The following is a 25364-nucleotide window of genomic DNA, read 5'->3' as shown; positions in this document are numbered from 1 at the left end:
GCTATACAGTTTTATGAAAGGTTTTCATTTCAGCAAATATGATCCCCGGGCAAATGGCAAATCAAAATTTGATCAATTGCTTGATCTGTTTATGCAGCTCCTCACCTACACAAGCGGCGATGTAGCAGAAGCTTTGTCATGGCTGAATGAACTGGATAAAAAATACCAGTTAACCGATGATGAATATGGTATGGGAGATTTTATTGAAGACCTGAAAGCAAAAGGATTTATTACTGACAATAATCAAACAGGGGAAATTAAGATCACTCCGAAAACAGAACAAGGCATCCGTAAGAGAAGTCTTGAAGAAATTTTCGGTAAACTAAAGAAAACTAAGAAAGGCGACCATCATAGCTTCAAACCGGGATTGGGTGATGAAGTAAATCCTGAAACAAGACCTTACCAGTTTGGCGATATGCCTGAGCAAATAGATTTTACAGAAAGTATCCGCAATGCACAGATCAATCATGGTATTGAAAGTTTTCATTTGCAGGAAGATGATCTAAGCATACGGGAAACAGATTTTAAATCACAAACCAGCACAGTGCTGATGATCGATATCTCTCACTCAATGATCTTATATGGTGAAGATAGAATAACACCCGCCAAGAAAGTAGCAATGGCATTGAGTGAACTCATAACAACAAAATATCCTAAAGACACTTTGGATATTGTTGTGTTTGGAAATGATGCATGGCCAATCGAAATAAAAGATCTTCCTTACTTACAAGTAGGACCTTTTCATACTAACACAGTTGCTGGGCTTGAACTGGCGATGGATATTTTGCGCCGCAGGAAAAATCCCAACAAACAGATCTTTATGATAACAGATGGTAAGCCCACCTGTTTGAAGATCGGCAAGCGGTATTATAAAAACGCTTTCGGGTTGGATAGAAAAGTCGTAAATCGTTGCATCAATCTTGCAGCTCAGTGTAAAAAATTGAAAATACCAATTACCACATTTATGATCGCAACCGATCCTTATCTGCAAAATTTTGTTCAGGAGTTCACCGAAATGAACCAGGGCAAAGCATTCTTTGCATCGCTGGATAAATTGGGAGCATTTGTGTTTAAGGATTTTGAAAGCGGAAAAAGAAAAACTGTTTATTGAACCACCTGTCCCCCTAAAGGGGAACTTAGATTTGAGAATACATTTAAGAAGTTATTTTTAAAAAAATCAAAAGAAAAAAGAAACTAATAAATGAAAGAAGTACCTAAATCCCCCTTTAGGGGGTTTGGGGGTATCGCAACCCTCGGAGAACTGAAAGAAAGCGGCTATAAACCGAAAACGATCAAAGAAGAAATTCGTGATAATCTTATAGCAAGGTTAAAAAAAGGCGAAGAAACTTTTCCCGGCATTATTGGATATGAAGAAACCGTAACCCCCGATGTTGAAAGGGCATTGCTGAGCAGGCATAATATTTTATTCCTTGGTTTGCGTGGACAGGCAAAAACAAGAATGGCAAGGCTGATGACTGAACTGTTGGATGAGTATGTTCCGGCAGTATCCGGTAGCGAACTAAATGATGATCCGCTGAACCCAGTTTCAAAATTTGCGATCGAAGAGATAGCAACACATGGCGATGAGACAGCTATCCATTGGATACACCGGAGTGAACGTTATGGCGAAAAATTGGCAACGCCGGATGTGAGTGTTGCCGACTTGATTGGCGATATCGATCCGATAAAAGCTGCTAACCTAAAGCTAAATTTTGCAGATGAAAGAGTGATTCATTATGGCATCATCCCAAAGAGCAATCGTTGCGTTTTTGTTATAAACGAACTCCCTGATTTGCAGGCAAGAATACAGGTTGCCCTCTTTAATATCTTAGAGGAAGGCGATATACAGATCCGTGGCTTTAAGTTGCGATTGAACCTCGATATTCTTTTTGTTTTTACAGCCAACCCGGAAGATTATACCAATCGTGGCTCCATCGTTACTCCGCTTAAGGATCGTATCGAAAGCCAGATACTTACTCACTATCCAAAGAGTCTTGAAAATGCATTGGCTATTACGGAACAGGAAGCAGAAATTTCGAAAGATCAAAAACAAAAAGTAAGGATCAGCGACATGGTAAAACGCCTGATCGAACAAGTAGCTTTTGAAGCAAGAGCCAGTGAACTGGTTGATAAAAAAAGTGGCGTAAGTGCAAGGCTTACTATTTCTGCTTTGGAAAATATTATCAGCACAGCTGAAAGAAGGGCCATCATCAACAACGAAAAACAGACACAGGTATGGATGAGTGATTTGATTGGCATCATTCCTTCCATCACCGGTAAAATAGAGTTGGTATATGAAGGCGAGCAGGAAGGCCCTTACCAGGTTGCCATGAACCTGCTTGATAAAGCGATCCGTACGCAGTTCATTCAATACTTTCCAAATCCTGAAACATTGAAGAAAAGAAGGAATCCCGATAGAAATCGGGATAAACAAACACTGGAAGAAAAAGAACCAGATAATCCTTACCGTTCTATTACAGGTTGGTTTGATAAAGGCAATAACCTGAATGTATTCTTTAACACAAAGGATAAAGACAAACTGTTATTACTGTATAAAGTAGATGGCTTGCATTCATTGGTCAAGAAATTTTTTCCAAAGGCAAATGAAGAAGAGTCGGCTTTGATGATGGAATTTGTGTTGCATGGGTTGGCTTCTTATTCGCTTATCAGTAAAAAAGTAATGGAAACAAAAGTGGAGTTTGCTGACCTGATCGGTAGCATGATGAATATCGGCACAGCAAAAAGTTATGATGAGGAGTTTGATGGAGAAGATTTGAATTAGAAACAGGATATACATTATGAACTACTTTGAAATATTCGGCATACCCGTTCAACTGAAAGTGGACAAATCCGGTTTACCAGCAAAATATTTTGAGCTGAATAAAAAATTTCACCCGGATTTTTATGCCAATGCCATACCATCTGAGCAGCATCATGCATTGGAAATAACAGCTAACCTGAATAAAGCTTTTAAAACTTTTCAGAATCCTGATGAGACAATTAAGTATGTCCTTCAATTAAAAGAACTGCTGGAAGAAGAAGAGAAATACCAGTTGCCACCGAATTTTTTAATGGAAGTGCTTGAGATAAATGAGCAACTTATGGATGCCAAAATGGAAGATGACCCGGAGTTAAAACAAAATATTCAATCATCAATCTTAAATCTCCAATCGGAAATATATGAACCTGTTAAAGAGATTATTGAAAATTATCAGGACGGTATTACTACCGAAAAAGAATTGCTGCAGGTAAAAGAATATTACTACAAGAAAAAATATCTGAATAGGATAAACAGGGAGCTTGCAGAAAATTAACCCTCTTCATACGAGCTGTTATTACAAAAGCCTGCAACTACTTCTTTCCTTCCAGCATCGGCACAAAAGAAAAACGGTCAAAGACTTCTTCCTTTATAGCCCCGCTTGCCAATTTAGTTAATCGCATCATCTGCTGCACATCACCGCTTCCAAGTGGCAATACCATCATGCCATAAAATTTTAATTGTTCAAGAAGTTTTTGCGGTATTTCAGGTGCAGCGGCAGTAATGAGTATTTTATCAAAAGGCCCATAAGTAGGCAGTCCTTCAAAACCATCACCGTAAAAGAATTTAATATTGGAGAACTTTTTTAAAAAAGTAAACTGTTTATTGCTGTCAAATAATATCTTATGTCTTTCAATGGTATAAACCTGGGCTCCCATTTCGGCCAATACTACTGCCTGGTAAGCGCTGCCAGTACCAATTTCCAGTACCTTTTCAAATTTTTTTATTTCCAGCAATTGACTTTGATAAGCAACTGTGTAAGGTTGTGAAATAGTTTGCCCCTCGCCTATTGGAAATGCCCGGTCTTCATAAGCCACTTCATCAAAAGCAGAATCAAGAAAAAAGTGGCGGGGCACTTTGTTTATTGCATTGATCACTTCTTCATCTGTAATTCCTTTGCTCCTGATTACATCTGTAAGTTTATTGCGCAGGCCCTTGTGCCGGTAACTATCTTCGGTTGGTCTCATAAGTTCGCTGCAATATAGGTTAAGCGAACAAAAAAGAAAAGGAGAAAAAGAGCTGTTATGTTGATCAAAAAATTTATTCGGCTATTTGTTCACCTCATTGAATTGCTTTCTTTCGTACTTTTCAAAAAAATCTAACATTAAGCCAATGAAAAGAATATCTATGCTGGGCTCCGGTTTTATCGGTCGTTTCTATGCTGATTCAATACAAGGCTATCGTAACAAGGACAAAATTGTAAGCATCTATTCAAGAAGAGAAGAAAGCGCTAAAAAGTTTGCAGAAGATTACAAAGTGTCGCACTGGACAACTGATATGGAAGCTTCTATTGCCCATCCTGATGTTGATGTGGTTTGTATTTCTTTGCCCAATAATTTACATGAAGCAGCCGTGTTGCTTTGCTGTAAACATAAAAAAGCTGTTATCACTACCAAACCTTTGGGCCGAAATGGTGAAGAGGCAAAACGAATGCTGGAAGCGGTGGAGAAAGCCGGTATTTTCAATGGTTACCTGGAAGATTTGGTTTACACACCGAAATTTATAAAAGCAATAGAGAGTGTAAAGCAAGGGGCAATTGGCAGAGTTCTCTGGGCCAAGTCAAGAGAAACACATCCCGGGCCTCATAGTGATTGGTTCTGGGATATCGAGCAGGCCGGTGGCGGTTGTATCCTCGATCTTGGTTGCCATTGCGTAGAAATTGCACGGAGTTATATCGGGAAAGACATTAAGCCAATTGAAGTAATGTGTTGGGCCGATACACAGGTAAAGCCGATCGATGCAGAAGATCATGCTATTGGTTTAGTGAAATATGAAAACGGTGCTATCGGCCAATTTGAAGTTAGCTGGACATTTCGTGGTGGTCTCGATCTGAGGGATGAGGTGATGGGCAGTGAGGGAACGATTTGGATAAATAGTTTTTTACGTACAGGTTTCGAAATGTTTACATCAGGACAGGGCGCAGATTATGTTGCAGAAAAAGCAGAAAGCAATAAAGGCTGGTTATTTCCTGTGGGTGATGAATTAAATGAACTCGGATATAATCATATGTTCATGGATATGTTCAATGCAATGGAAGACAACAAAGCACCGAAAGAAAGTTTTTATGATGGCTATGTAGTGAATTGTATTTTAGATGCAGCTTACCGAAGTGCCAAAACTAAACAATGGGAACCGGTGAAACTTGATATCTGGCGGGGAAGAGTTGGTGTAAGCAAAGACAGTCACTTAACTGAATACGATGTGGACCATTACCTGGTGAAAGAAGAAGTAACACACTACGGAGCAAAGAAAGTGATCTTGAAAAATAAGAGGACCGGAAAGATCACAGAGAAAGTACTTGAATAATAAAAGTTTTTATAAATAAATATTCAAAGTCCCGCTTCATCGCAGGACTTTTATTTTTAGCAGCATGTTTATAAAAAATTAACCCTGAACATGAACCTAATCTGAATACAGACCAGCTCAATTTATCGTAGGTTTGCCGTCTTTTACTTTTATGAGTGCAGAAAACAGTTATAGCAACCTGCAGATGCAGGTAACTAACCGGCAGATATTAAAATTGACGCTGCCAATCAGTTTTGCTATACTGGTACCGCAACTCAATTTCATAATCAACAATATTTTTCTCGGTCATTATTCATCTACCTCACTGGCAGTAGCAAGTATCACCGGTGTGTACTACCTGATATTTGCTTCTGTTGGTTTTGGATTCAATAATGGCTTGCAGGCTCTCATCAGCCGCAGAGCTGGCGAAAACAAACCGAATGAGATCGGCAAACTGTTCAACCAGGGGATTCTGACTACTATGCTGATCGCAGCATTTGGAATAATTGTAAGTTATACTTTCACGCCGATTCTTTTTCGTAACATCCTGCATGAACCACAAAAAGCAGAGATGGCAATTTCTTTTTTACAAATACGGATCTGGGGACTCCCTTTTTTATACATCTATCAAATGCGGAATGCATTGCTTGTCGGCACTAATCAAAGCAAATATTTGGTACTGGGTACGATCGCTGAAGCCATTGCCAATATATTTTTTGATTATACATTCATCTTTGGAAAACTAGGTTTTCCCGAAATGGGATTTAACGGGGCTGCCTTTGCTTCTATTCTTGCAGAGTTTACCGGAATGTTTGTTATTTATCTTGTTATTCATCAAAAAGGAATTGCACAACGATTTTCATTGTTTAAAAATATTCGCTGGGATAAACAGAATGCAAAGCTCATTACGAATATGTCTGCGCCGCTGGTGTTTCAGCATGCGATCAGCATTACTACCTGGGAATTCTTTTATGTTCTTATTGAACGAAACCAGCCATCCGACATACCTCAGGCCATCTCCAACGTAATGCGAAACGTGTTTGGTATTTTTGGTTGTATGAGCTGGGCATTTGCTTCCGCAGCCAATAGCATGGTAAGTAATGTGATCGGGCAAGGTAAAAAAGATGAAGTGATACATGTAATTAAAAAAATTGTAAAGCTAAGTACCGGTATTGCTATATGTATTTGCATTGTACTCAATATTGCTCCGCAATTATTTCTTTCCATTTTCGGGCAAGGCCAGGAGTTTATTGAGCAAGGTATACCGGTTGTAAGAGTTATTTCATTAGCGATGATACTAATGTCATTCTCGGTTGTGTGGTTATCATCGGTAACCGGTACGGGCAATACAAGAGTTACTTTCCTCATTGAACTCTTCACCATTATCCTTTACAGCATTTATGTCTATGTAGTAATGGAAAAATTCAAACTGTCAATCACTATTGGCTGGATGAGTGAGTGGCTTTACTGGATACTGATGTTTGTGCCTTCGTTCTTATATATCAGGAGTGAAAGGTGGAGGAAGAAAGTGATATGATATTTCAATCCTCAATCTTTTGCAACAATTTCCTGCCTTCTTCTCTAATGCGGGTATCATCCTCTGTTCGGGCTGGTATATTTGGTAAACTTTTCAGCAATGCAATTGCTTTTGCATCTTCATCATTACGGTGATAGGCTTTCGCCAATTCAAGATTATTTAAAGCAAATACCGGCTCCAGTTGTTTTGCTTTTTCATAGCAGCGGATCGATTCAGCTAAAGATGCTTTGGGCAAACCACCATATAATATTCTTAATGCTGCTTTTTCAAGTCCATTCAGGTTGCTCACTTCATAATTCCATTTACCCAGCACATGCCAGGCACGACCATGATTAGGATCTATTGCAAGAGCTTTATCAGCATTTGTTTTAATTTCCTTTACTGCATTTATTCTTTCATTACCACTTTCAATCAATGCTTTTCTTCCCATAGCCACTGAAAGAGCATAGTATCCATCAGCCGCTTTGGGATTTACTTTAATAGCTGTCTCGGCATATATCCTTCCTGCTTTAAAATAATCGAGCTTTGTTTCTTTTACTTTTTGGCGATTACCGATGCGACTGCACAATTCGCTGCATTTCCAAAGTGAATGATAATTTCGGGGATCAGCTTTCAGTACCTGTTTGAATGTTTCATAAGCACCGGCCTCATTCAGCGCAGCTTCAAGACTGTCTGCTTTTTTAACCAGCTTATTTACATCCTGGCCAAATGATACAAAAGATGTAAAAAGGGAAAATAAAATAATTGAGGTTTTCCTCATGCTATACTAATACTGTTTTCTGTATGTAACGGATGTACTACCTATAAAGTTAACGATCGGAGGATTTAATTTTGCTACGCTCATATCTATTTCTTTCACCAGCGGAAATTCAGCATGTATCTTTTCCGCAATTTCCATAAGTAATGTTTCCAGTAAATGTCTTGGTGTATTCATTTCCTGCTTTACCAGTTCATGCAGCCGGACATAGTTAACTGTTTCATTGAGTTCTGTTATCAATTGAGTTTCTTCCAGACTTACTGCAAGATTGAACTCGTAATCCCCCCCGCTTTTTCTTTCTTCTGCATATAAGCCATGAAAAGCATGAAAGCGGATATTCTTTAACTCTACAATAATCATGCTTTATTTGTTTAGTGAATTCCTTTTTCAGCCAAATACCGTTCTGCATCCAATGCTGCCATACAACCGCTACCCGCAGCCGTTACAGCCTGGCGGTAAATTTTATCCTGTACATCGCCGCTGGCAAAAACTGCTTCTACATTTGTTTTTGATGAGCCGGGAATTGTTTTAATATATCCTGCTTCATCCATATCCACAAAGCCTTTAAAAATTTCTGAATTAGGCTGATGCCCAATAGCAACAAAAAAACCGTTTACAGGTATTTCAGTTTTTTCGCCGGTCTGAATATTTTTTATCCTCACTGCACTTACAGTTTTTCCTCCCAGCACTTCATCTGTTTCAGAATGCCAGTAGATTTTAATATTCGGTGTTTTCTGAACTCTATCAGCCATCACTTTCGATGCCCGCATTTCTCCACGACGAATTATCATATGTACTGTTGTACAGAGTTTGGATAAATACAATGCTTCTTCTGCAGCCGTATCACCGGCACCAACGATCGCTACTTCTTTTCCACGAAAGAAAAATCCATCACATACAGCACATGCACTTACGCCATAACCATTCAATCGCTGTTCACTTTCCAGACCCAACCATTTAGCCGATGCGCCAGTTGAAATTATTACTGCATCTGCTTCTATCATTTTTTCATCATCGATCCAAACCTTATGTGGCAAAGAAGAAAAATCAACTTTTGTAGCAAGACCATAGCGTATATCAGCCCCCATCCGGTGTGCTTGCTTTTCAAAATGAACCATCATTTCCGGGCCCTGTATGCCATCTGCATAGCCGGGATAGTTTTCTACTTCCGTTGTGATCGTTAATTGTCCACCCGGTTGAATGCCCTGGTATAATACAGGATTCAGGTTGGCCCTTGAAGCATAAATAGCTGCTGTGTATCCAGCCGGCCCTGAACCTATAATCAGGCATTTCACCCTTTCACTTGCTGTTGCGTCCATATTCTTCTTTTAATTTATTCCGATAGTTATCGGGATTGCAAATTTAATCCTAAATGGCTAAACACAGTGTTCGATACACGACACACAAGGATATGTGTACAAAAATCTAATCTCTGATAATGATAGTTTTAAACTGGGCTGCATAGCCTCCAAAATAGCCCAGGGCGCCACCGCTGATATTACTCAGCACTTTGGTAGGAGATGAAAACGGATTACCTACAGATGAATAAGCAAACTCCATTGTTCGCCAGAAATCGAAAGTGGCTTTATCTATATTGCAAAGTTTTAAAGTCACAGTATCTGTTTTGTTAAAAAAAGAATAGCCTTCCTCACGGGGCAAGTTTCTATCTACTCCTCTTTCTATTTCCACCGAGTAAGTGGTCCCATCAATGATCTGGTCATCAAAAACTGAATTAAGGCCAGGGAAAAACCGTTCACTATTACTGCGGGTAAAATAGCGGATATAATCACCATATCCCGCAGGGTCTGTTGCTTTAACCATTAAAGCCCTTTTATTGGGGTCATCAAACCCGGGAATAGTCCTGGCCCACATTGAATCAATCCTTTTTGTGATAGAGGGGATTGTTGTAGTGGCTGTATATTCTTTACTATTTGTTTCGATCAGCATTGTGTACTGCTTATTTAATTCTCCTTTAAAAGCAGTTGCAAGATTTGATGAGTCAACTGAATAATAGAACAACGAATAACCTCCCTGTAATGGCACTTCATATTCCTTCAGAATATGCGTTTTTGTACCATTAGAAACATAAATAACTGCATTATGAACAAAACTCTGCTGGATATAAGAAGGATCGAGTGTAGAAAAATAATTAAGACTGTTACTCAAAATAACAATTGGCCATGTTTCATTCTCAATCGTCGCTTCCACTACCAGTTTTGGTTCCTGATCTTCTAAATCAAAATCAATTGCCTTTTCGCAGGAAATAAAACCAGTCACAATCACGAAGTAAAAAAATGGTTTCAGGATTTTCACATTGCAAATTTAGGAAATGAATGGTATGCATGTAACCGCTTATAAAACAAAACAGCCACGCTGTTGCGTGACTGTCTTTTTTAAAAACCCACCAATTTGGTTTTTAGTTACTGTCCACCGAAGCAGACAATAATATTTTTAGCCTAAATAAGCTTTTAAAGCACTGCTATAACGGGCTTTTTGTAAACGTTTAATTGCTCTTTCCTTGATCTGGCGGATACGTTCTTTGGTAAGATCGTATTTGTGGCCAATTTGTTCGATTGTAACACCATTCTCTCCGTCTAATCCGAAATAAGCGTTTACGATCTCAGCTTCGCGGGGTGAAAGTGATTTCAAAACACGACGAATTTCATTACGCAAAGAATCTTTCATCACATCATCATCCGTGTCTTCACTTCCTTCCAGCAAATCACCCATAGCTACATCTTCTGCTTCATGTACAGGAGCATCTAATGAAGTGTGGCGGGTATTGCTTTGAAAAATGTTGTTGATCTCTGTTTCACTCATTTCCAGGATATCAGCCAGTTCTTCTGTTGATGGTTCCCTTTCATGTTCTTGTTCAAAAGCCATATAAGCCTTGTTGGCTTTGTTGTAGGTGCCAATTTTGTTTTGAGGCAAGCGGACTAAACGGCCCTGCTCTGCCAACGCCTGCAGGATGGACTGGCGAATCCACCAAACAGCGTATGAAATGAATTTGAAACCTTTGGTTTCATCAAAGCGTTGTGCCGCTTTTATCAATCCGAGGTTACCCTCGTTAATCAAATCGCTAAGAGAAAGTCCCTGGTGCTGGTACTGCTTAGCCACAGATACCACGAAACGAAGGTTCGCCTGCACCAATTTGTCTAATGCCCGCTGGTCGCCCATCTTGATTCTTTGAGCCAGTGTTGTTTCCTCTTCGGGAGTGATCATCGGAATTTTAGAAATTTCCTGTAGATACTTTTCAACGGCTTGGGAATCACGATTAGTGATCTGGGTAGCAATTTTAAGCTGCCTCATAATTTAAATCCTCTCTTTGTTTAAATAACGAAATAAAGACCGGGCTGGTTCAAAGGATGTTGCAAAATGTAGGTTAAGAATTTGTCCAGTTATGTCTGCAAAAGTACACCACAGTGCCCGTTTCTCATAGCTTTTGGGGATAAAAATTTGATTTACAATATACCGGAATCGATTGCGAAAAACTTAAATGCAGTAAAACTCTTGCTGGATAAGGGTTTTCGGAAATGCTTAATTAAGATAAATTTCTTATGCTAATGTTAAAAAATACATGCTACTGGGTAGGTCATACAGCCTTGGGCTTGTTTTTACGGGATAACGTGATGCATATAGCTAATCCAGAGATAAATAAAAGCGCTGCGATCAACTCAGCCTGTGTCATTTGAATGCCGAAGATTCGCATTTTATTATTCACTCTTATTGTTTCTATAAAGAATCTTTCAAGGCCATTTAGCATTAAATAAAACCCAAAAAGAGTACCTGCAACTTTAAATCTTTTTCTCAAACCCCAGATGATAAAAAAGAGTATTGTGCAAATAATAGTTTCATAAAAAGGTGTGGGAAAGACAGGCGCCGGTAAATGATTACAATACTTATCTTTGCAATCAGCCAATTCAATGCCTGCTTCATTTACATTATGCGGATAGTCGTATGCAAATAACCAATCAGGCATAAAACCAAGGGCACCCGGTTTTTTAAAATGTGCTGAAGGGACGTTTGACAAGCTGTCAAACTCGTTCATGAAATAAACAACATTTGATTTAATGGTAGAATCTAAAGAACCTGGATTAGCTAGTTCAATTTTAGCTTTATCATTTACAGCATACGCTGAATTAAATATTCCCCAATCACCATCACCAGCTACCTGGCAACCTAATCGGCCAATCGCATAGGCCAGCATCAATGCAGGCGCCGCTGAATCATTCAAATGCCAAAAAGATATCTTATGTTTTTTTGCATACCACCAGATAGCAAGTGAAGCACAAATAAGGCCCCCATACATAGTAAGGCCTGCAGGTGAAAAAATATAAGATGATGGATTTTTTAAAAATCCACTCCAGTTCTCAAATATGTCAAACAGTTTGGCGCCGAGTAATCCAAATATCAAAGCCAGAATAGTTATTTCTCCTACCCTGTCATGCGGCCAGATGCGTACTGTTCTCTTTTCAGGTTTGGGTAAAAAGTTCTTCTTTTTCTCCCACCATTTTAGTCCGGCAAATAACAATCCTAAACCAATACCAGCTGGCCAACTTCCGTTCAATGAGAATATAAAAGCTTGCGGATCGGTAGTGGCTGATTTACTTAACAGAAATAATGCAAGAATTTTATAGCCCAGCAAAAAACCTAACAGAAAGTTTGAAAGCAGGTCCATTAATTTAGCCGGTTCGCCTACCATTATCTGCATTTCGGAAGGCTGAAAAAAGCCTTGCCCGCTTTTGCGTTGAAGTTCTTTTGAAAGGATAACTGCAGCAATAATAAATGCAATAGCAACAAAAAAACCGAATGAATTTACAAACCTGAGACCGTCAATTTCAATTCCGAATAAGTCTTTGAAAACGTAAAAGAGGTTGGGATACATTAAGCCAGGCTTTAAGGCAGCGAATATAGCGAAACCCCGTTAATCGGTGCTATTGTGCCGGATTTAAAAATCAAAAGCCCCTTCATGATTTAAGAAGGAGCTTTTGTTGTATAAAAGAATTATTAATTACAATGCTGTTGAAATGCACCCATCAGGTTTTGCGCAATTACCTGCGCAGGTCTTCCTTCAATCTGATGACGTTCGATAAAATGAACCAACTGACCATCTTTAAATAATGCGATTGATGGAGATGATGGAGGATAAGGAAGTAAGTGTTCTCTGAGTCTTCTTAGAGCTGCTACATCAAAGCCGGCAAAAGTTGTAGTTAGAAAATCAGGCTTTTTTTCTGCTTGATGTACAGCCAGCAAAACGCCTGGTCGGGCAGTACCTGCTGAACAACCACAAACGGAATTGATCATTACCAATGTAGTTCCCTTTTTTGAAAGTTGAACATCCACTTCTTCGGGTGTCAGCATTTCTTCAAAACCATTCTCAGTTAACTCTTCTTTCATAGGAATTACTATTTCTTCTGGATACATAGTTATTTGTTTAGTTAGGAATATTCAGCAAAAGTAAAGAATCGTATCGGTATGAATGTACTTCAGAAACTTTGACACCCAGATATTCCACATTTCGGAAATTCTGTCGGAGGATAAATCTAAAAACTTTCAAAATGTCGTAAATAATTGGAGTGGTTCATCATTTGATTTGTTCTGTGTGTCTAAATATTCAAAAACAAAAATCAAATAACCATGGCACATGTAAAGTTTAACCTGCAACCGTTTGAAAGAAGTTTCAACAGCTTAGTTGATGAACTTTTTACTGAATTACCTGTTGTATTTAAGAATGATTTTAACAAAGCAGATTGGAAGGGATTTGTTCCAGTGAACGTCAAAGAATCAGGTAGTTCTTTTGAAATGGATCTGGTAGCTCCGGGATTTACAAAAGAAGATTTCAAAATAAACCTGGAGAATAATATCCTGACTGTTTCAGCAGAAAAAAAGGATGAAGTAAAAGAGGAGAATGAAAAACAAATTCGCAAAGAGTACAGTTTTAAATCCTTTAAGAGATCTTTCACAGTTGATGAAAAAATTGATGCAACTAAAATAGATGCTTCTTACATCAATGGAGTATTGAGATTAAACCTTCCGAAGAAAGTGGAAGTCAAAGCTCCAACAACAGAAATTAAAATATCTTAATTAGTTCTTTATAAATAAAAGTTTTCTCATAAGCAGTTGGTTTTGGTTTACACCCCCGGTTTCTACCGGGGGTTTCTTTTTTTATGGAGTACATCCCTGCTTCCGTCTCGTATCAATCAGGTATTGTATTTTCCATACACCATTAAAGCGTATCAGTTGAAATGAATTAGCACCGCAATGGCTAAATTGTTTTTTAAAGTAAAAATTATACGGTGTCCAGACACTTGCAAGGTCACCATCAATTTTTACTGCCCCGAAACTAATTCTCTCATCTGCATCCCCGGGTGTTGATTTACCTATGAAATCAACAAATCCTTGCACAGGATCAGTATTCACTTTTGTTTTACCATCTGTTCTATCCTTGGTAATTGTTTGAAAAATTGCTGCATCTGCAAATGTGCTTTTCAATAATACTGTATCTGCATTTTTCATTGCTGTGAATAGATTATTTACTACGGCTTTTACGGAGTCTTCAGCAGTTTGTGCATGACTGATAAGTGAAATAAATATTAACGTTAATGAAATCTGAATCTTACGCATATGTTTTCTTTTAAATGTTTCCGGCAAAATAATTGAGTTATAAAAGTAAATTCCCTAACTATGAAATCAAATACATTTTTACAGGCGGCAATTCTCATCGCGATAATAGCTTTGGCAGCAAGTTGTCGTACAAGTCGTTCCTATCCCGATTACCCAACAAGCAGGCGTTATCCTTATCCTGAAGATGACAGACGGGTAGTGATTGTAACGAATGATCCCAATCCCGGCAACCTTCCACCAGGACAAGCAAAGAAAGTTTATGGCGGAAGATCAGCAAGACCTTATGCACCAGGCCAGCGTAAGAAACAATATGAATATAGCAGAAGAGTGCCATTGATCATTGTCCGTACTCCTGATATAAGAATAGGAAGAAGCAATGATGGAAGGTACTATCACCGCAACTCAGATGGATATACATACTGGCAAGGATATGATAGCCGCTATTATTTAGATGACCAGTATCTTGGAAAAGTGAAATATGATGATAATGAGTATAACGACTGGTATAATAAAGGAAAAGATAAAACTCAAAGTAATAACGGGCAGGGAAAAGGAAAATCAAATGGAAATGGTAAGGGCAATAATGGAAATCATGGCCGCGGACATCATTAACTAAGGCCTTTAAAAATACCAAGCCCTTTCCATAACTGATTTACAAGTTGCCGGTTAACGAAAATATTTCAGTTGTAAGAAAGGGCTTCTTTATTATTTAGCATAGCCAAGGATCTTCAGCATGCTTTGAGCCGTTTGCTGTTTAGCATAAACCCAATCAGTTAATTTCCCGTTTCTATCGTGCCCAATAATAATATGTTTAGGAGAAGGTATCAAACAGTGTTTAATACCGCCATAGCCGCTTATCTGATCCTGGTAAGCACCAGTATGGAAAAATCCAACATAAAGCGGTTCACCATTTTCGATCTTAGGTAAGAAAACTTCATTGATATGTTCTTCGCTATCGTAATAATCATGACTATCGCATGTGATGCCTCCCAGCACCACTCTATGATATTCTTTATCCCACTTATTTACCGGAAGCATTAGAAATTTTTCACCAATGCCCCATGTATCAGGAAGTGTAGTGATAAATGATGAATCGATCATATACCATGTCTCACGGTCATTCTGATTTTTTTGCCCAATAACACTGAAGATATGCATCATGCTTTCACCTACGGTATAACTTCCAAATTCGGTGAATATATTTGGCATCGGTACTTTGTTTCGTTTACAAGCAGCTTTGATGTTACGTACGATCTCATTTATCATGAACTGATAATCGTATTCAAAGCCCAGTGAGTGCTTGATTGGAAAACCGCCGCCGATATTGATACTGTCAAGCTCGGGACAAATCTTTTTTAACTGACAATAGAGGTTGATGATCTTATTCAATTCACTCCAGTAGTAGATATCATCTTTAATTCCTTTGTTCAAAAAGATATGAAGCATCTTGAGTTGAAACTTGCTTTCATAACCCTCAATCCTATCTACATAAAACTCAAGAATATCTTTTGCACGAATACCTAATCGTGAGGTATAAAATGGAAATGTAGGTTCTTCCTCCGCAGCAACGCGAATACCTACTTTGAAAGTTGACTTGACTGCTTTGGCGTATTCCTTCAATTCTTCTTTATTGTCAAGGATTGGAATTACATTTTGGAAACCTGAGTTAAGTAATCCGGCTATCCTTCTTATGTACCCCTTTTGTTTATACCCATTACAGATGATATATGTGTCCTTACTTATCTTCCGTTTTTCGTATAGCTTTTTTACGATCTCAATATCATAAGCATAAGAGGTTTCAAGATGAATATCCTGTTTCAATGCTTCTTCCACCACGAAACTAAAGTGTGAGCTTTTGGTACAATAGCAGTAATGATACTTTCCTTCGTATTTATATTTTTTAAAAGCAGTTGCGAACATGTGCCTTGCTTTCTTGATCTGCATCCCGATCTTGGGAAGATAGCTAACCTTCATAGGTGTGCCATATTTTGCAATCAGGGCTTTCAGATCGACTCCATTAAAGTACAAGTTGCCTTCCTCCACCTCGATACCTTCCTGGGGAAAATTAAACGTCTGTTTAACCAGGTCGAGGTAGGTATTATTCATGTTATCCAAAGCGGTTCAGTTTTATTGCTTAAAAAATATGAATTCCTGCAAATGTATACGAATGCAGTATTACACAAATAAAAAACCGGCTGAGATTACTCACAACCGGTTTCTAATATCTTTTAGGAAGTTCTTATTTTACCTGCGCAACAAGGCTCTTAAAGCTTTCAGGATTGTTCATCGCAAGGTCAGCGAGTACTTTTCTATCCAGCTCGATTCCTTTTTTACCTAAACGGTTGATGAATTCAGAATACGTTAATCCTTCTTCACGAACAGCAGCGTTGATACGTGCAATCCATAATGTACGGTATTCTCTTTTCTTCAGTTTACGACCTACAAACATATAGGTCATACCTTTTTCAACTACGTTTTTGGCAACGGTATAAACGTTTTTACGTTTACCATAAAAGCCTTTGGCTTGCTTTAATACTTTTTTCCGGCGTGCTTTACTTGCTACCGAATTTTTTGAACGGGGCATATCAAAATAATTTTAGATTTAAGATTGTTGATTGAATTCGTGTACGGGTTTACTTCAAACGAAGCAGGAACTTTACAAAGTTCATGTTAGGTTTGGCAACCACGCCATCTTTACCTAAAGCCCTTTTACGTTTCTTTGATTTTTTCGTCAGGATGTGACGTTTAAAACTCTTTTGATGAGTGATCTTTCCTGTGCCCGTTACTTTGAAACGTTTTTTAGCACTGGAGTTCGTTTTTACCTTTGGCATTTTAAATGCTTTTTAAATTACACCTTTGAGGCGTTCCCGGACAGCCGGGACCCTTTGCGGGCCTCTTCAGTAATGTTATCCTGTAAGTAGGAAGAACTACCCTTGGGTAAGGGGTCGCAAAGATAGGTTTGAGAGCCTTATCAGCCAAACATTCACTGAAATAAAATGGGGCTTCCTGCGAAACCCCATTTTGAAAATATTTCAACATCAAAAGCTGTTACTTCTTAGGATCCAGAATGTTATCAATTCTGTTTGAAACGTCAGCCAAATGAAGCTTGCTCATGTTATCCGTGATTCGTGCTGATGCAGCTTTCACTTCCTGGTTTAGACTAATCAAATGAGCTCTAAGGATGCTTTTAATGTCTGATTTGTCAACTTGGCTGCCACCACCTCCTCCACCCAGGAAAATTATAGTACTGCCTGAAGACTGGGATGGTGGATTTAGAATCCCATCGATAATGCTAACATAGGATTTCTGAAGGTTTCTGCGATAAACATCAATTGACTTGCCCCCACTTAGTTCAGACCAGATACCTTTCTTTAAGTCAGACAATAGCTCTGTTACCTGGTACGCCTTATCTCCAATTGCAGCTTCGTTATTGATCAGTTTCATAAGATTGCTGGTACGCAACAACCTGCCCAATGCAGCATCCTGCAAGCCGCCAATCGTTGTCAGTGCATTTCTTCCGGTACGATTGAAAATATCATAATTAATAAGCCAGATAGGTGTTGTAAATAACTGCTTATTGATAAAATCAACAGCATCTTTTTGTCTGGCTTCGGGCAGATATTCGAAAACAGGCCCGCTTTGCTCAATTGTTTTTGGCGTCATAAACATACTGCCTACATAACTACCAACATGGCCAATATAGCGGTTAAACTGTCCAACCAATTCACCATAGAGTTCGGCGAGATTTTCATAACCTTCATTACTTTGCTTTGTCCATTCCATCAGGTTAGGCAATATTCTTTTAAGATTTGCTATCCCATAACCCGATGCTTTAACTGCATCATCACCTAAATCTTCTGTTTGATTTCTTGGATCATCTGTTTCACCACTACCCCACCAAAGTCTTCTGTCTTTTAATTTTTCAATTACCCATTTATTTAAATGTGCTTTTTCATCATCTTCTGTTTTAAAATCAGGGTACCAACGATAAGCCCATTCAATGGCCCATTTATCGTAATCACCTATTCTTGGAAATAAACCGATCTCTGAAATATTATCTTCCGGCTGCGCTACATAGTTGAAACGGGCATAATCCATAATGGAAGGTGTATGTCCGTTTGCTTCTACCCATGCTTTGTTCCTCAGATTTTCTACCGGCACTGTACTGCTTGATCCAAAATTATGTTGCAGTCCAAGAGTATGACCTACTTCATGCGAAGAAACAAAACGGATCAACTGACCCATCAGCTCATCCTCAAAAACCATTTTTCTTGCTTTCGGGTCTGTTGCAGCGCATTGAATAAAATACCAGTTCCGCAATATCTGCATCACGTTATGAAACCAACCAATATGACTCTCGAGTATTTCACCAGTTCTTGGATCTGTAACAGTAGGGCCGTAAGCATTTGCGACACTCGAAGGTTTGTAGATGATACCGGCGTACCTCGCATCTTCGAGAGTCCAGTTAGAATCATTAGTTGGAGCTTCTTTAGCAATGATGGCATTTTTGAAACCTGCTTTTTCAAAAGCAACCTGCCAGTCATTTACTCCCTGTATCAGGAAAGGGATCCATTTCTTTGGAGTAGCGGGATCGATATAATAAACAATTTGTTTTTTGGGCTCAACCAATTCGCCTCTTAAATATTTTTCAATATCTTCTTCTTTAGGTTCCAGTCTCCATTTTAAAGCTATACTTGGGTTTTCTACTCCTTGCGGATTTTTATCAAAATCAGTATAGCCTCTTGCAAAATAACCGATCCTGTTATCGAAGTATCTTTTATGCATTTGCTTTTCAGGAAGAATAATCAATGAACTATTTATCTGCAACGTTACATTGCTCTGGCTACCCGGAGCGGTAGGCAGACCAATCTGAATTCCGCTACCCATAGTCTTGCTATAAGTTTTAATTGCACTTATCTCAATATTATTTTCAAAAGATTTTACACTTACAACATAGGATTTGTCGGGTTGAAAACCTCCTGCGTTAAATATGGATTTTCCCATTATCAATGAAGTGGGGCCTCCTAATCCTGTAGATGAAAAAGCAATGATATCGTTATCACTGTTCAGGTAATCTGAAACATCGATCAAACATCCTGTAGTATCTTTTGACCATGCTTTTATTTCAAATACAGCAGAGATAGGCTGTATGTTTGAATTCATTACTGATTGAAACATTGGCTGTGTACTGTCTTTCGACATTACCGCATAAGAAACTGCTTTCAGAAAAATTTTATTGGATGGGCCTTTTTCAAAACGAATAACTGTTTCATTTATCTGATCGCCATTATAACCACCAAAGGCTTTACTGGTATTTACTGATGATTTGGAAACCCTGTTTACTACCAGTACATCACGGCCTAATAATTTATCAGGTATTTCAAAATAATATTTGTCTTCAACTTTATGTATGGTAAACAAACCTTCATCACTTACCGCTTTTGAAGTAACAATCTCCTTAAATGCTTTGGGGCCATTATTGGATGGCGTAGCACGACGGGTACTATCGGTAGGTCTTGAGTTTGGTGGCTGAGCATTTATGCTGGTGGCAAATAATGCAGCACCAAGTACAAAACTGAATCGTGTGGTCGTTTTAATCATATTTTTTATTTGGATAAAAGAGGCTGAAGATACAGAATACAGGATTTCCAGTGATAAGGTGTTTATCATTTTATACCAACGGTGAAAACAGAATGTTAAACAGGGAATGGCTTATAGAAAAGCTGAAAGATTCATATCCCCAAGTCGCTTCGCAGTTTTTTTGTCAATTTCATTTTTATCAGCTCGTAACTCTGTTTGATATATTTTTCCCAATCCTTTTTACCCAGCACCGAAGGTTTGGTAACGGTCACCCATTTAGCCCTTGCCATATATGGTGCAGGCATAAATCCATCGGCAGTGGATAGTTCATCAAATACATCGTCCGGAACTTTAAATGAATATTTGATTGGTGGTTCTAAGGAAGTCACACAAAACATTTTGGCTCCAATGGAAAAACATAAGTCGTTACCCCATTTTACATCTTCTGTAACGGCAGGTAATGAAAGACAGAATTTTTGAAGTGCTTCAATTTGCATAATGAAAATTATAAAAATATGAACAATAAAAAAACCGGCACAAGTCTGCGACGGTTTCGGTCAATTTATATTTGAAGTAAATTATGGTTTCTTCTTCCCTTTCGGTGTAAAAATAGCGATCATTCTTTTTCCTTCGAGTTTCGGCATGCTTTCCATAGCACCAAATTCTTTCAAACGATCAGCAAATTTTAAAAGTAATAATTCACCACGGTCTTTGAATTGAATTGCACGGCCTTTGAACTGAACGTATGCTTTTACTTTATCACCATCTTTCAAAAAGTTTTCAGCATGACGTGATTTGAAATCAAAATCATGATCATCTGTATTGGGCGTAAAGCGAATCTCTTTTACTTCAGAGGTTTTGCTTTTCGCTTTCATTTCTTTTTCCTTCTTCTTCTTATCGTAGAGGAATTTATTATAGTCAATAACCTTGCAAACCGGCGGATCGGCCTGCGGAGAAATTTCTACCAGATCAAGCCCTTGATCCTGCGCAATTTTCATTGCATCCTGTGTTGAGTAAACACCCACTTCTATATTCTCACCAACCAAACGAACCTGGGGAACCCTGATAAAATGATTGATACGATGCTCAGCTTCTCTGCGGGGAGGAAACCTGTTCCTGTTGAAGCCGCCTTTGTTAAATCCACCTGGTTTTTGGAAACCACCACCACCGGCCGGTCTTTGAAAACCACCTCCGCCACCGGGTTTATAACCGCCACCACCACCTTGTTGTACTGCCATCTAAAAAATTTAAATGAACCCTTTCCCTGTGAAGGGTATTGTTTTTTTGATTTATCCTCAACAGGGAATGAGGATCTATTTAATTACTATTCTGCTTTTCTTTCTTTGATCTCTGTCACTAGTTCATTAATAATTTCATCCACTGATTTTGCCCCGAGATCGCCTTTGCCTTGCCTTCTCACAGCTACTTTGTTTTCATTCACCTCTTTTTCACCTACCACGAACATGTAAGGTACTTTCATCAGCTCAGTATCACGAATCTTTTTTCCGATCTTTTCGCTGCGGTCATCAAGCTCTGCACGAATATCCGCTTTTTTTAGTTTATCCAAAACAGATTGTGCATATCCTACAAATTTGTCGCTGATAGGCAGCAATTTCACCTGTACCGGCGCCAGCCATAGCGGCAATTTACCGGCATAATGCTCTAACAGGAAGCCAATAAACCGTTCATGTGTGCCCAGCGGGGCCCTGTGAATAATAAGGGGCGTTTCTGTTTTATTATCCTGCGTTGTGTATTGTAATTTAAAACTGCGGCCCTGTGAAAAATCCACCTGGTTGGTTGCAAGGGTAAACTCACGGCCAATAACGCTATAGATCTGTACATCTATTTTCGGACCGTAAAAAGCGGCCTCATCCTGCACTTCCACATATGGTATGCTTGATTCTATCAACAGATTCCTAACCATCTCTTCTGTTTGCTTCCACAACTCAGGTTCATTCACATATTTAATCCCCAATTTTTCCGGTGAGTGCAAAGAAAGACGCATGATATATTTATCTACTCCGAAGATCTTAAAATACTTCAGGTACAAATCATTCACCGCCCTGAACTCATCATTGAACTGTTCTTTTGTACAGTAAATATGTGCATCATTCATATGCAGGCAACGTACCCTCATCAATCCAAATAATTCACCGCTTTGCTCATAACGATATACCGTTCCATATTCAGCAACACGATAAGGTAAGTCACGATAGCTTTTAGGTTCAGCAGCATAAATCTTATGATGATGTGGGCAGTTCATCGATCTCAGATAATATTTTTCGCCATCCATTTCCATTGGAGGGTACATACTATCTGCATAATATGGGAGGTGACCACTGGTGAGATACATACTTTCCTTAGCGATATGCGGGGTCACTACTCTTTTATATCCTGCCGCTTGTTCAGTTTCTTTTGCCAGCTTCTCCAGTTCTTCAATTATCACAGTTCCATTCGGCATCCACATGATCAGGCCTTGGCCTACATCATCATCCATTGTAAAAATGCCTAACTCTTTTCCCAACTTTCTATGATCTCTTTTCTTAGCTTCTTCAAGCAAGGCGAGATATTCATCCAATTGTTTTTGGGAAGGAAATGTGACACCATACAATCTTGTAAGCTGTTTATTCTTTTCATCACCTTTCCAGTAAGCTCCTGCGATATTGGTAAGTTTTATCGCTTTTATAAAACCTGTATTTGGAATATGCGGACCGCGGCAGAGATCTGTAAAATTTCCCTGTGTATAAAAAGTTATTTCACCATCAGTCAGGTTTTGCAATAAGTCGAGTTTGTATTCGTCACCTTTATCGGTAAAATATTTTAGTGCATCTGCTTTTGAAATTTCTTTACGGGCAAAAGCATTATTCTGCTTTGACAACTCATTCATCTTTTTTTCCAATGCTTCCAGGTCAGCTTCGGAAATTTTTCTATCACCGAGATCCATGTCATAATAAAAACCATTATCTACCGGCGGGCCTACCCAGAATTTTACACCAGGGAACATTGATTCAACAGCTTCAGCCATCAGGTGGGCAGATGAATGCCAGAATGTATTTTTTCCCTCCGTATCATCCCATGTCAATAGTTTAAAAGCAGCGTCTTCATTAATAGGCCGGCTTATATCCCAAACTTTTCCATTTACTGAAGCAGCTAGAACTTTTCTTGCCAATCCTTCAGAAATGGATTTAGCAATATCCAGTGAAGTTGTGCCTTTCTCATACTGTCTTACCGAACCATCCGGTAAAGTGATATTAATCATCTTTTAATTTTATGTCTTTGAGAAAAAATGTAACAGGGAGTTGTGTGAATCCGTCATCCAACATCGACAATTCACCATTCACAATTACGAGCGGCGAAATTAACAAACTCTTGCCAGCCAGCCATATATCTTTACGAACTTATTCGTTAGTTTTGACGCCGTGATGAGACGATTCCTGAAACCCATATTTGTTTCTTTACCCGTACTGTTTTTTCTTCCAGTAACTCTATTTTCCCAGAACATAACCGGCATTTGGAGAGGTAATTTTTTCTCAGACCGGGGCGACCAGTATAAGATTGAAGTACAACTGGAATCAAAGGGTAACACCATTTCAGGTGTCACTTATTCCTATCTCACCACCGTTTTTTATGGTAAAGCAACCATGACGGGCCACTTCAATAAAATCTCCCAGAAAGTATTGTTTGAAGAAATTAAAACAGTTGAGCTAAAAATGTCAGGCCTATCGGTTGCCTGCATTATGAAGTATAACCTTATTTATACCCAATCAGGAAAAGAAGAATTCCTGGAAGGTACTTATACCAGCAAATATGAAAAGGATAGTTATGGCGGTAAAAAAGGTGAAGATTGTGGTGATGGACGAGTTTATCTGCGAAAAGTTCCAACTTCAGATTTTCCGGTAGAACCTTTTTTGAAGAAAGCACAAAACGAAACCTCAACAGCTCCGCTAACACAGAAAAAAGATTCGGCTGTCGTTAAAAAGACTACTGCCGCTACTAAACCTCCTGCCAAATCTCCTACGACTGTACCAAAGAATAATACTACAGTCAAAACAAACTCACCGGCACAAAGAACAACAACATCTACAAAGCCGGTAACGCCACTTAAAAAAAATAATATTGATTCGCTAAATAATACTATTCCGAATTCAATTGAATCCGATAAAGTGACTGAAACAAATATTCCTCCAAAAATAAATACACGGCCAACTTCTCTTTCATCCAGAAAGAATGAACTGGTTAATACATTTACAGTGGATAATGAGAATGTAACAGTAAAGCTTTATGATAATGGCGAAATAGATGGAGACACTATTTCCGTTTATATGAATAATAAACTGGTGCTAAGTAAAAAAAGGCTGACAGCTGTTCCCTTGGAACTAAAGTTAAAGTTGGATGAGATAAATAATGAGCATGAGCTTGTAATGGTAGCAGAGAATCTCGGAAGAATTCCCCCAAATACTTCTTTGATGGTCGTTGAAGCCGGTGACCAGCGTTTTACGGCACGTATCACATCTACTTTTCAAAAAAATGCAATGGTGAGATTTAAATACATTAAAAAATAACCAACCCATATTTGCATCCTATTCCTAACTGACCGCTTCTGTAATTCGGTTGCCGCGGAACAAGTTTTTAAAATATATTAGTTCAATTCAGCTATTTTGCTTTACGAATGAGACACCTGCTACTAACATTGGTTTATATAACTACTGGAATTGTATGTTTTGCCCAAACTGCAAACAACACGATCAATACAAACATGACCGGAACCTGGAAAGGAAGACTCGTTCAGAATGTTGGAGGTTGTTTTCCTGTTTACAATATAGAATTACAACTGGAAGTAGCCGGATCGAGGATAACAGGTGTGTCCTACCATTTTTCTGATCAAACAAATTATGTAAAAGAAGAGTTTGAAGGAAGTTGGAATGAAAAAGAAAAATTGGCAACGATCGATGAACTGAAAGTCCTCGTTTTCCAGATACCCAGTGATTGTATTCCATGTATAAAAAAATATAAACTCACTTTACATAAGGAAGGGCAAGATGAACAATTGCGTGGAAGCTGGGAAGGAACCACGATGGATAAACGTTCTGCATGTCCACCGGGTACGATCGTATTAAACCGGGTATCTAAATCTGATTTTAAACCGGAGCCAAAATTACCACCTGCTTTAGCCAACCGTAAAGCAGAATTGGTAAAAGAAATTTTTGTTGACACCGGTACTATCAAAATAGATTTTTATGATAATGGGCAGATCGATGGAGACACCATTTCTGTTTATATAAACAATATGCCATCTGTATCCAGGAAAATGCTAACGGCAAAACCTGTTAGTACCTATGTCAGGATCGATTTGAAAAAAACGATGCAAGAAGTGATAATGGTTGGAGAAAACATGGGTAGCATCCCGCCTAATACCGCACTTATGATCATTAATGCCGGTGATAAACGATATCAACTCTACTTAAAATCTGATAGTACAAAAAATGCGATGGTCAGGTTTATTTACCAGAAGCCGATAGCGACAACTCAGTAAAAAATTAAAA

The 25364-nt window shown here is 38.6% G+C and carries 24 protein-coding genes and 1 pseudogene; 9 read left to right on the top strand and 16 right to left on the bottom strand.

Features of this window, described 5'->3' with window-relative positions:
• Positions 1–13: 13 nt before the first annotated feature.
• The 3 genes from E6H07_19055 (at position 14) to E6H07_19045 (ending at position 3314) form a co-directional block, all read left to right on the top strand.
• Positions 14–1111 carry a hypothetical protein gene (locus E6H07_19055; protein TMI61617.1) on the top strand — a complete coding sequence of 366 codons (1098 nt, stop codon included), beginning with the start codon at positions 14–16 and terminating at the stop codon, positions 1109–1111.
• Between the two features lie 90 nt (positions 1112–1201).
• Complete coding sequence (locus E6H07_19050) at positions 1202–2782, top strand: magnesium chelatase (protein ID TMI61616.1); 1581 nt, start codon at positions 1202–1204, stop codon at positions 2780–2782.
• Positions 2783–2798: 16 nt separating this feature from the next.
• Complete coding sequence (locus E6H07_19045) at positions 2799–3314, top strand: hypothetical protein (protein TMI61615.1); 516 nt, start codon at positions 2799–2801, stop codon at positions 3312–3314.
• Positions 3315–3351: 37 nt separating this feature from the next.
• Here E6H07_19045 and E6H07_19040 read toward each other — a convergent pair whose 3' ends face one another.
• Complete coding sequence (locus E6H07_19040) at positions 3352–4005, bottom strand: protein-L-isoaspartate(D-aspartate) O-methyltransferase (GenBank protein ID TMI61614.1); 654 nt, start codon at positions 4003–4005, stop codon at positions 3352–3354.
• 145 nt (positions 4006–4150) lie between these two features.
• On the opposite strand from E6H07_19040, the gene E6H07_19035 reads away from it, so the two are divergent.
• Both E6H07_19035 and E6H07_19030 read left to right on the top strand, forming a co-directional pair.
• A complete protein-coding gene (locus E6H07_19035) occupies positions 4151–5344 on the top strand; it encodes a Gfo/Idh/MocA family oxidoreductase (GenBank protein TMI61613.1) in 1194 nt (397 codons plus the stop codon).
• A gap of 151 nt (positions 5345–5495) precedes the next feature.
• The gene (locus E6H07_19030) at positions 5496–6860 is read left to right on the top strand and encodes an MATE family efflux transporter (protein ID TMI61612.1); all 1365 of its coding nucleotides are present in this window, start codon (positions 5496–5498) and stop codon (positions 6858–6860) included.
• Positions 6861–6864: 4 nt separating this feature from the next.
• On the opposite strand, the gene E6H07_19025 is transcribed toward E6H07_19030, so the two are convergent.
• The 7 genes from E6H07_19025 to E6H07_18995 all read right to left on the bottom strand — a co-directional run bounded on the left by E6H07_19025 (position 6865) and on the right by E6H07_18995 (position 13041).
• On the bottom strand, positions 6865–7620 hold the full coding sequence (locus E6H07_19025) for a hypothetical protein (GenBank protein TMI61611.1): 756 nt from the start codon (positions 7618–7620) through the stop codon (positions 6865–6867).
• A gap of 6 nt (positions 7621–7626) precedes the next feature.
• Entirely contained in the window at positions 7627–7977 is a 351-nt protein-coding gene (locus E6H07_19020) for a dihydroneopterin aldolase (protein TMI61610.1), read from the bottom strand.
• A gap of 11 nt (positions 7978–7988) precedes the next feature.
• A complete protein-coding gene (gene trxB, locus E6H07_19015; protein ID TMI61609.1) occupies positions 7989–8936 on the bottom strand; it encodes a thioredoxin-disulfide reductase in 948 nt (315 codons plus the stop codon).
• 106 nt (positions 8937–9042) lie between these two features.
• The gene (locus E6H07_19010; GenBank protein ID TMI61659.1) at positions 9043–9921 is read right to left on the bottom strand and encodes a DUF4249 domain-containing protein; all 879 of its coding nucleotides are present in this window, start codon (positions 9919–9921) and stop codon (positions 9043–9045) included.
• A gap of 147 nt (positions 9922–10068) precedes the next feature.
• Positions 10069–10926, bottom strand: a complete 858-nt coding sequence (locus E6H07_19005; protein TMI61608.1) for an RNA polymerase sigma factor RpoD/SigA — start codon at positions 10924–10926, stop codon at positions 10069–10071.
• Positions 10927–11209: 283 nt separating this feature from the next.
• The gene (locus E6H07_19000) at positions 11210–12502 is read right to left on the bottom strand and encodes a diacylglyceryl transferase (protein TMI61607.1); all 1293 of its coding nucleotides are present in this window, start codon (positions 12500–12502) and stop codon (positions 11210–11212) included.
• Positions 12503–12624: 122 nt separating this feature from the next.
• Positions 12625–13041 (bottom strand): BrxA/BrxB family bacilliredoxin, encoded by a 417-nt coding sequence (locus E6H07_18995; GenBank protein ID TMI61606.1) that lies wholly within the window; start codon positions 13039–13041, stop codon positions 12625–12627.
• A gap of 213 nt (positions 13042–13254) precedes the next feature.
• On the opposite strand from E6H07_18995, the gene E6H07_18990 reads away from it, so the two are divergent.
• Positions 13255–13701 (top strand): Hsp20/alpha crystallin family protein, encoded by a 447-nt coding sequence (locus E6H07_18990; GenBank protein ID TMI61605.1) that lies wholly within the window; start codon positions 13255–13257, stop codon positions 13699–13701.
• 81 nt (positions 13702–13782) lie between these two features.
• On the opposite strand, the gene E6H07_18985 is transcribed toward E6H07_18990, so the two are convergent.
• On the bottom strand, positions 13783–14241 hold the full coding sequence (locus E6H07_18985) for a nuclear transport factor 2 family protein (GenBank protein TMI61604.1): 459 nt from the start codon (positions 14239–14241) through the stop codon (positions 13783–13785).
• A 60-nt stretch (positions 14242–14301) separates the two neighbouring features.
• Here E6H07_18985 and E6H07_18980 point away from each other — a divergent pair.
• A pseudogene (locus E6H07_18980) lies at positions 14302–14553 on the top strand (hypothetical protein).
• Between the two features lie 393 nt (positions 14554–14946).
• On the opposite strand, the gene E6H07_18975 reads toward E6H07_18980, so the two are convergent.
• The 7 genes from E6H07_18975 to thrS form a co-directional block, all read right to left on the bottom strand.
• Positions 14947–16347 (bottom strand): arginine decarboxylase, encoded by a 1401-nt coding sequence (locus tag E6H07_18975; protein TMI61603.1) that lies wholly within the window; start codon positions 16345–16347, stop codon positions 14947–14949.
• A gap of 133 nt (positions 16348–16480) precedes the next feature.
• The gene (rplT, locus tag E6H07_18970) at positions 16481–16825 is read right to left on the bottom strand and encodes a 50S ribosomal protein L20 (protein TMI61602.1); all 345 of its coding nucleotides are present in this window, start codon (positions 16823–16825) and stop codon (positions 16481–16483) included.
• 49 nt (positions 16826–16874) lie between these two features.
• Complete coding sequence (gene rpmI, locus E6H07_18965) at positions 16875–17072, bottom strand: 50S ribosomal protein L35 (protein TMI61601.1); 198 nt, start codon at positions 17070–17072, stop codon at positions 16875–16877.
• 217 nt (positions 17073–17289) lie between these two features.
• Positions 17290–19911 (bottom strand): zinc-dependent metalloprotease, encoded by a 2622-nt coding sequence (locus tag E6H07_18960; protein ID TMI61600.1) that lies wholly within the window; start codon positions 19909–19911, stop codon positions 17290–17292.
• A 62-nt stretch (positions 19912–19973) separates the two neighbouring features.
• Positions 19974–20318 carry a hypothetical protein gene (locus tag E6H07_18955; protein TMI61599.1) on the bottom strand — a complete coding sequence of 115 codons (345 nt, stop codon included), beginning with the start codon at positions 20316–20318 and terminating at the stop codon, positions 19974–19976.
• 81 nt (positions 20319–20399) lie between these two features.
• Complete coding sequence (locus E6H07_18950; GenBank protein ID TMI61598.1) at positions 20400–21059, bottom strand: translation initiation factor IF-3; 660 nt, start codon at positions 21057–21059, stop codon at positions 20400–20402.
• 86 nt (positions 21060–21145) lie between these two features.
• The gene (thrS, locus tag E6H07_18945) at positions 21146–23080 is read right to left on the bottom strand and encodes a threonine--tRNA ligase (GenBank protein ID TMI61597.1); all 1935 of its coding nucleotides are present in this window, start codon (positions 23078–23080) and stop codon (positions 21146–21148) included.
• 163 nt (positions 23081–23243) lie between these two features.
• Here thrS and E6H07_18940 point away from each other — a divergent pair, with 163 nt between their 5' ends.
• Positions 23244–24383: a hypothetical protein gene (locus tag E6H07_18940; protein TMI61596.1), complete on the top strand. Its 1140-nt coding sequence runs from the start codon at positions 23244–23246 to the stop codon at positions 24381–24383.
• Between the two features lie 107 nt (positions 24384–24490).
• Positions 24491–25354 carry a hypothetical protein gene (locus tag E6H07_18935; protein TMI61595.1) on the top strand — a complete coding sequence of 288 codons (864 nt, stop codon included), beginning with the start codon at positions 24491–24493 and terminating at the stop codon, positions 25352–25354.
• The last annotated feature ends 10 nt before the right edge of the window (positions 25355–25364 follow it).

This window comes from Bacteroidota bacterium, assembly GCA_005882315.1.
In the GTDB taxonomy this organism is placed as follows: domain Bacteria; phylum Bacteroidota; class Bacteroidia; order Chitinophagales; family Chitinophagaceae; genus VBAR01.
Note: the sequence above shows the minus strand (reverse complement) of the source record. Positions and strands in the feature narration are given on the sequence as shown.